7 protein-coding genes are annotated in these 7,681 nt (G+C 50.1%); 2 read left to right on the top strand and 5 right to left on the bottom strand.

Annotation, left to right across the window (positions count from 1 at the left end; all coding sequences use genetic code 11):
* Positions 1-118 precede the first annotated feature (118 nt).
* From bssS to pyrC, 4 genes are all read right to left on the bottom strand, one after another.
* Positions 119-373: a biofilm formation regulator BssS gene (bssS, locus tag OI69_RS14555; RefSeq protein ID WP_005970542.1), complete on the bottom strand. Its 255-nt coding sequence runs from the start codon at positions 371-373 to the stop codon at positions 119-121.
* A gap of 237 nt (positions 374-610) precedes the next feature.
* Positions 611-868 (bottom strand): hypothetical protein, encoded by a 258-nt coding sequence (locus OI69_RS14550; protein ID WP_039351840.1) that lies wholly within the window; start codon positions 866-868, stop codon positions 611-613.
* A gap of 88 nt (positions 869-956) precedes the next feature.
* A complete protein-coding gene (dinI, locus tag OI69_RS14545; RefSeq protein ID WP_039351839.1) occupies positions 957-1,196 on the bottom strand; it encodes a DNA damage-inducible protein I in 240 nt (79 codons plus the stop codon).
* 108 nt (positions 1,197-1,304) lie between these two features.
* Positions 1,305-2,348 (bottom strand): dihydroorotase, encoded by a 1,044-nt coding sequence (pyrC, locus tag OI69_RS14540; RefSeq protein WP_039351837.1) that lies wholly within the window; start codon positions 2,346-2,348, stop codon positions 1,305-1,307.
* Between the two features lie 184 nt (positions 2,349-2,532).
* Between pyrC and OI69_RS14535 the strand changes: the two genes are divergently transcribed.
* A complete protein-coding gene (locus tag OI69_RS14535; RefSeq protein WP_039351834.1) occupies positions 2,533-2,820 on the top strand; it encodes a putative quinol monooxygenase in 288 nt (95 codons plus the stop codon).
* A gap of 60 nt (positions 2,821-2,880) precedes the next feature.
* On the opposite strand, the gene rne is transcribed toward OI69_RS14535, so the two are convergent.
* Positions 2,881-6,129, bottom strand: coding sequence for a ribonuclease E (gene rne / locus OI69_RS14530; RefSeq protein WP_039351832.1), 3,249 nt, complete (start codon positions 6,127-6,129; stop codon positions 2,881-2,883).
* A gap of 591 nt (positions 6,130-6,720) precedes the next feature.
* On the opposite strand from rne, the gene rluC reads away from it, so the two are divergent.
* Positions 6,721-7,677 (top strand): 23S rRNA pseudouridine(955/2504/2580) synthase RluC, encoded by a 957-nt coding sequence (gene rluC, locus OI69_RS14525; RefSeq protein WP_039351830.1) that lies wholly within the window; start codon positions 6,721-6,723, stop codon positions 7,675-7,677.
* Positions 7,678-7,681: the final 4 nt, after the last annotated feature.

The following is a 7,681-nucleotide window of genomic DNA, read 5'->3' as shown; positions in this document are numbered from 1 at the left end:
CTAAAATGACAACACCGCCAATAAGGCGGTGTTGTCATTAACGCAAATGCTATCAACGCGAATGTTATTAAGGAAAATTAATGAGTATTGAATATAATATTAATAACGTTATCAACTACTAATGTTTTCTATAATCACTGACGTCACAATCTGTTGATTCGATTTTCGCAATACCCGCTTCGAGTATGTGTATCAACTGTCTGGCAACATCGGTCGTTAGCCAAAGTGTTCGGTCTACATGTGCTTCATCTGGCGCTTGGTCCGAGGTGGATAAGTAGTGCAAACGGATCATCATGGCGTCATAACTGTCAACGGTACTGATGTCCCAACCTACAAGAGGATGTGTCTGAATAACTTCATTTTTTCTATCCATAAATACCCCTTATTGACTAGTTACTAACATGAGTGACTAACGAGGCTTCAGGTAACTCATTATTCTTAAACGAGCATTATCAGTATACTGCTGCTTATTTATTTTATGGGAAATATTTTCAAATTTTCGTAAAAAACATTACGCAGCTAGGTATGACGAAGAGATAAGCGCGGTATCAGATGAAATATCGGGACGAATAGCGTTTCATCCCGAAGGTGTGGTCACAGGGAGGAAAGGTTATTCCACGCGGGGCCCTGCATTTTTCTCCAATGCGGCGGCAAGTCGGGCAAGGTATTTCTTCATTGTGGGATCCCGATTTTCATTTTGAGATTCCAATGTCAGATTGTGAATCATCAGTGTATTGGCTTTCTCATCAAGGCAGAATGCCAGAGACGAAAAGGCGAGTTCCAGAGCATCGATCTTGCGTTGTTGCTCGCCAATCAGCTCCAGCAATTCCCCGAATGTCATAGCCTCTTCTGGTTTTTCTACCGTCATAACAGATACCCTCGGTCATAGCAGATGGCGAAATGCCGCGTTAAACGGCTATTACAGCCTATATCTTCATTATCTTTCAAGCTTTAGATTACTCTGCGGTAAACCAGTCGTCGGCACTTTCCCAGGTTTCCTGCAAGATTTCAGAAATACGATCTTTGTCATCTTTGCCTGCACCCATCACCGTCAGGTTATTTGCGGCCGCATAACGGACCTGAATGGGGGTATCGGGATAAATTTTGTGAATACGTTTTTCCAGCTCATGCCGGAGTGCTTCGATGGCGCCGGCGGGTAACGGCGTTGTCTTTGCTAGAGTGATTTCTACGCGCATGCTGACCTCCAAATTTTAAACCTGTTTATTTATACAGTTATTGCAGGTGGAGAACAAGACATGACATAAAATTTAGCCCATCGGCATAAATGCGGATGGGCTTGTCGGTTAACGGACTGACCAGTTAAGGCTTTGCCCGGCCAGGAAGGGGATGAGCGATTCGTCGCCGAGAGCGATTTCTTCGGGGAACGTGACGGTTTCACGATGAAGCTCAATCCAGCTCTCGTTCACCGGCAGGCCATAAAAACGTGGTCCGTTCAGAGAACAGAATGCTTCGAGCTTATCCAGCGCGTTCATTTCTTCAAAAACGGTGGCGTAGGTACTCAATGCTGCCTGCGCATTGAAGACACCGGCACAGCCGCAACTGGACTCTTTTCTGTGTTTTGCATGAGGTGCAGAGTCCGTACCGAGGAAAAGTCGCTCACAGCCACTGGCGACGGCCTCACGTAACGCCTGCTGATGGGTATTGCGTTTCAATATAGGCAGGCAATACAGGTGAGGACGAACGCCACCAACCAGCATATGATTACGATTAAACATCAAGTGCTGGGGTGTGATGGTTGCGGCGAGATAATCATTACCTTCAACAACATACTGCGCGGCTTCTTGCGTCGTAATGTGTTCAAGAACGACCTTTAGCTCAGGGAAATCCTGACGTAACGGTTCCAGAATGGTTTCGATGAAGCGCGCTTCGCGATCGAAAATATCAACAGAGGAATCAGTAACTTCACCGTGAATGAGTAACGGCATGCCAATTCTTTGCATGTGCTCCAGAATACCCGAGATATTCGCGACGCTCGTCACGCCATGACTGGAGTTTGTTGTGGCATTAGCGGGATACAGTTTGGCGGCGGTAAAGACGTCTTGCTCAAAACCGCTCACGATTTCATGGGCATCGAGCGCATCAGTCAGGTAGCACGTCATCAGCGGTTGAAAGTTATCGCCAGGCGGAACGGCGGCTAAAATGCGCTGACGATATGCGATGGCGTTAGCCACACTAGTAATCGGCGGTGTCAGGTTAGGCATAACAATCGCACGACCAAAGAAACGGCTGGTATAGGGGAGAACGGTTTCCAGCATCCGATCATCACGCAGGTGAATGTGCCAATCGTCAGGGCGACGGATTTTAAGAACAGTGGGCTGTGCGGTCATGGAATTGCGCTCCGGCGGTCAGTAGAAAAACATCGTCTTTCGGTTGGTTTTGGGACTGATACGGCGGGGGATAAGGATAAGCGTAAAGCCACTTGAATGCATCCGTTTGTTGATGAATGCTTGAAATTAACCATGGATTGGCATTTGATAGCGTTATCTTTTCATTGATAAATAAGGGATGTATATGGAAATTCGTATTGTCGCGACTATTCAGGCAAAAGCAGAGTTCATTGCAGACGTTAGCGCAACGCTACAACGCGTGGTGGCGCCAAGCCGACAGGAAGCGGGCAATGTGCAGTATGACCTGCACGGCGTCGTAGATAAACCTGGTTCCTTTGTGTTCTTCGAGCGCTGGAAAGATCGCGAGGCTTTGGCCTCACATGAACAAAGCGATCATTTTAAAAGTTTGCTGGCGGAACTGGATGGTAAAACGGACGGCGTAGACATCAAGCTGTTGAATTTTTTAGGCTAAAAAAGGTTATGCATAAAAAAACACCCGCCAGTTGGCGGGTGTTTGTCTATAAAATCAGGATTACTCGCTGACGGGGGCGGGCTTGGTTGCCGGTGCCGTCGATTGATTAACGGCAGCATGGCCACCTGCCGAACCTTTTCCTGAGAACGGATAGGCTGGACGTACCCAATCGCTGTGTCGAGCTGGTTCCGCATGATATGCCGGAGCCGGTGCTTTTGTCATTGGCGCCGTGGCATGGAGCTTATAGCGAGGCTGTGCAACAACAGCCGTTGCTGATTTCGTTACGACGCTCGATACAGGCTTTTCCACAACCGGTGGTGTGCTAATAGCGGCAACGGGTTCCGTTTGAACACGTTGTGGCTGACTGATTTCCTGTACGGCTGACATCACCGGGGTAGAATCCGATTCAGCCACATCAATCGTGTCGGCTACATCTGCAATGCTACCTGCTGGTTTTTCTTCTGCAACGGTTTCAGTTGCCTCAACAGCTTTTGCTTCTTCTACCGCACGCACGGTAACCGCGGCAATCGCATCGTCAATAGCCGTGTTTTCTGTGATTGGCTCGACGACGGTTTCCTCGTCTGTGGCACTCACTTCGACATCCGCTACATTACTATCCTGAATAACGTCTGCGGATTGTGCTGTCGCTGTGATAACCGTTTCTTCCTGAGCCACCGCTTCAGCAATCGCAACGTTTTCAACCGTGTTGGATTCGGCTGTATCGGCTTGCGTCGTCACTGCGGTTTCGACAACGACGGGTAGCATCGGTGTTTCGAGTGCAGGCACGTTCTCTTCCAGTTGTTGGTTTTCAACCGGCTGAGATGATGTAACCGGATAACTAACCCACACTTTCCCCGATGCCATTTCCGGCGATGCGGCGGCAAACGCCAACGGCATCGATGATTGAGACGGGTAACGCTCATCACGGTAGCGGCGACGGCGCTGACCGCTGACGCGCAGGTGACGAGGCGAACGGCGTGAACGACGTGGCATACCGCCATTTTCGCCATTGGCACGATTTGCCTCGTTTTGCTCGTTGTCGCTCTCGCTATTGTTTACCGCAACATCGTTTGGCTTAACGTAAGACTGAACCTGCTCAGTTGCCTTACTAACCGGTGCTGGGTTATCAGACAGACTGGTATCCTGCTGATTTTCAGACTGGACACGTACTTTCTGCGTTAACTGACGGCGTTGGCGACGCAGCATGACCTGAGTCGGTTTATCCTGCTCGAGCGCATTGTCGTCGGAGTCATCAACTGTTGGTTGCGTTTTTACCTCAGCCGGAGCCTGGCGACGTTCGTCTTGACGACGACGCTGACGTTCAGCACGCGGTTCACGACGCGGCTGTTCTTCCGAACTGGATTTCTCCGTATTTTCCGCAGCTCGAGTGTCAGTAACCGCGTCCTCGTTTTGTCGCTTATTACGGCGCTGCTCATCACGATTGTCACGAGAACCACGATCGCGGCGGTTATTACCCTGACGACGTGAGTTACGGCGTTCAGAGCGCTGATTTTCAGAAGATTTCTCTTCATCTGCCTGCTTCTCGTCAACGCTATCGGCTACTTTTACCGCGGGTTCGGATGCAAAGGCACTCTTTAATGCACTGAAGAAACGGCTAATAAGGCCTGGTTGAGCCACTTCCGCAGGTTTGTCTGCAACGGGAACCGCTTTGGCCGCCGTCGGTGCGGTTTCTTCTGGCATATCTGCCATGGTAAACGTCGCTAAAGCAGGCTGTTCGGGCTGTTTACGCTCGCTCGTTTGTTCGTCTTGCTGTTGCTGCGTTTCTGTTTCCAAACGTTGAGGTAGCAGATAGCTGAGCGTCGGTTTTTCTTCGCCCTTACGAACGCGAACAACGGAGTAATGCGGCGTTTGCATGCCATCATGTGGCACGATGATCGCGCGTACGCCGCCTTGACGTTTCTCAATGGCATTGACGGCATCGCGCTTCTCGTTCAGCAGATAAGAGGCAATCTGGACGGGAACAATCGCATGAACTTCTTTGGTGTTTTCTTTCAGCGCTTCTTCTTCAATCAGACGAAGAATGGACAGTGAAAGCGATTCATTGTCACGAATGGTGCCCGTGCCGCTACAGCGTGGGCAGACGTGATGACTGGATTCACCCAGTGAAGGACTCAGACGCTGACGCGACATTTCCAGCAGGCCGAAGCGGGAAATGCGGCCGATCTGGATACGTGCACGGTCTTGACGTACGGAATCGCGCAGGCGGTTTTCCACTTCACGCTGGTGGCGCACTGGAGTCATATCGATGAAGTCGATAACAATCAGGCCACCGAGGTCACGCAGGCGCAATTGGCGGGCAATTTCGTCTGCGGCTTCAAGGTTGGTATTAAACGCCGTTTCTTCAATATCGCCACCGCGCGTCGCACGGGCGGAGTTGATATCAATCGCTGTCAGGGCTTCGGTGGTATCGATGACAATAGAGCCGCCGGACGGCAGGCGAACTTCACGCTGGAAAGCGGATTCAATCTGAGATTCGATCTGGTAGTGGCTGAAAAGCGGAATTTCACCACTATAGGGTTTGATTTTGCTGCTGAAATCGGGGCGACCCAGCGCAGAAATATGTTCTTTCGCCAGATCGAGAATTTTGGGATTGTCGATCAGGATTTCACCGATGTCCGGGCGCAGATAGTCACGGAAAGCACGGACGATCACATTACTTTCCTGATGAATCAGGAACGGAGCCGGACGGCCTTCGGCGGCTTTTTTGATCGCATCCCAGTGCTTCAGACGGAAAGCCAGATCCCACTGCAATGCTTCAGCGGATTTGCCCACACCCGCAGTACGAACAATCAGCCCCATGCCATCAGGCAGTTGCAACGACCCCAACGCTTCTTTTAGCTCGGTGCGATCGTCACCTTCGATGCGGCGTGAAATGCCGCCTGCGCGTGGGTTATTCGGCATTAAGACCAGATAGCTGCCCGCCAGGCTGATAAAGGTGGTCAGCGCGGCACCTTTGTTGCCACGCTCTTCTTTATCGACCTGAACAATAACTTCCTGACCTTCACGTAACACATCTTTAATGTTAGGACGACCATGGGAAGCGTAGTTGCTTGGGAAGTATTCGCGGGCGATTTCTTTAAGAGGGAGGAAACCGTGTCTTTCTGCGCCGTAATCAACAAAAGCTGCTTCAAGACTGGGTTCGATACGCGTGATTTTACCTTTGTAGATATTTGCTTTCTTCTGCTCATGACCCGGACTTTCGATATCCAAATCATACAGCCGTTGACCATCAACCAAGGCAACACGCAACTCTTCCTGCTGAGTTGCGTTAATTAACATTCTTTTCATCTTCAACTTACTCGTTATTTTTACTGGCATTATTGATAGAGCTGCGGACAAAAGAACCGCATGACCGGAGTGAACCGATGGCCTCGTGGCTTATCGCAGGGACGTCAACCTCCCGGTTGTCGCCTGCATAGAGACGCATGTTTCGGTAGCCTGTGTTTCCTGATGGAAAACAGCGCATTTACTGAGGGAACAGCTTCTGAATAATGTCGCCAGATCTGATTCCATTTGCCGGCCAAGCTGCAATCCGCAGCCCGCTAACTGCTTGATTTCGCATTACGTCTTACGCCATTGCTGCGTGTGTGCGTCATCAGGCAAATTTAATAATTCGCAATTTCCCCTCGTTTTATCGGAAATCCGCGTGGGAAACGCAAAAGCATTATTCCACTGCTGATACCGTTATAGCAAGGTGACTTTGCCTGTCTGTATAAAGATAGTCCTGTTGTGATCGCCAAAACGGACAGGGTTTGCTGCGGCAGCCAACTCATCCGTCACTCACTCGACAATGCAACATTATCTTCATAAGTCAGACACACAGTTAAGCACAGAAAAAGAAGTGGCGCTATCGGGTTGCTCTATTTAGAATCGCGCATCATGAAAACAGATAATCCTTCAGTACAATTTGTGACGATCTCCGCAGATGAAGCGGGGCAGCGCATCGATAATTTTTTGCATACCCACTTAAAGGGTGTGCCTAAAAGCATGGTTTACCGTATCTTGCGTAAAGGCGAGGTAAGGATAAATAAGAAACGGATCAAGCCTGAGTATAAGTTGCTCGACGGTGATGTCATCCGCATTCCGCCGATTCGACAGGCGGAACGTGATGAAACACCTGTTTCTGCCAGTCTTGGTAAAGTAGCGGCGTTGGCAGAGTGCATTATTTATGAAGATGACTACCTGTTGGTGCTGAATAAGCCCTCGGGTACTGCCGTGCATGGCGGAAGCGGTCTGAGTTTTGGTGTCATTGAAGGGCTGCGCGCTTTACGCCCGGAAGCACGTTTTCTGGAACTGGTGCATCGTCTCGACCGCGATACGTCTGGCGTTTTGCTGGTTGCCAAAAAACGTTCGGCCTTGCGTTCTCTCCATGAACAACTGCGGCTGAAAGGCATGCAAAAAGATTACCTGGCACTGGTTCGTGGCGAGTGGCAGTCGCACTGCAAGGTTGTTCAGGCACCGTTGTTGAAAAATATTCTGCAAAGCGGTGAACGTGTCGTACGAGTAAACAGCGAAGGGAAACCGTCGGAAACACGCTTTAAGGTCGAAGAACGTTTTGAACACGCGACGCTGGTGCGGGCAAGTCCGGTGACCGGGCGCACGCATCAAATTCGTGTACACACGCAGTATGCCGGGCACCCGATAGCGTTTGATGACCGTTACGGCGATCGAGCATTCGACGAGCAACTCGCGGAAACAGGGTTAAAACGTTTGTTCCTCCATGCGCAGGCGCTGCGTTTTGAACACCCGAATACCGGTGAAACACTGAGAGTCGAAGCGCCGTTGGATAGTGGGCTGCGCCGCTGTTTACAGGTGTTACGCAAGAAAAAAGCATAATCAC

It is taken from the genome of Pectobacterium fontis (assembly GCF_000803215.1).
Lineage (GTDB): Bacteria > Pseudomonadota > Gammaproteobacteria > Enterobacterales > Enterobacteriaceae > Pectobacterium > Pectobacterium fontis.
Note: the sequence above shows the minus strand (reverse complement) of the source record. Positions and strands in the feature narration are given on the sequence as shown.

What these genes read in the sequence shown, in the direction of transcription:
- bssS (WP_005970542.1), bottom strand. Translation starts at nt 373, where the DNA reads ATGGATAGAAAAAATGAAGTTATTCAGACACATCCTCTTGTAGGTTGG.
- OI69_RS14550 (WP_039351840.1), bottom strand. Translation starts at nt 868, where the DNA reads ATGACGGTAGAAAAACCAGAAGAGGCTATGACATTCGGGGAATTGCTG.
- dinI (WP_039351839.1), bottom strand. Translation starts at nt 1,196, where the DNA reads ATGCGCGTAGAAATCACTCTAGCAAAGACAACGCCGTTACCCGCCGGC.
- pyrC (WP_039351837.1), bottom strand. Translation starts at nt 2,348, where the DNA reads ATGACCGCACAGCCCACTGTTCTTAAAATCCGTCGCCCTGACGATTGG.
- OI69_RS14535 (WP_039351834.1), top strand. Translation starts at nt 2,533, where the DNA reads ATGGAAATTCGTATTGTCGCGACTATTCAGGCAAAAGCAGAGTTCATT.
- rne (WP_039351832.1), bottom strand. Translation starts at nt 6,129, where the DNA reads ATGAAAAGAATGTTAATTAACGCAACTCAGCAGGAAGAGTTGCGTGTT.
- rluC (WP_039351830.1), top strand. Translation starts at nt 6,721, where the DNA reads ATGAAAACAGATAATCCTTCAGTACAATTTGTGACGATCTCCGCAGAT.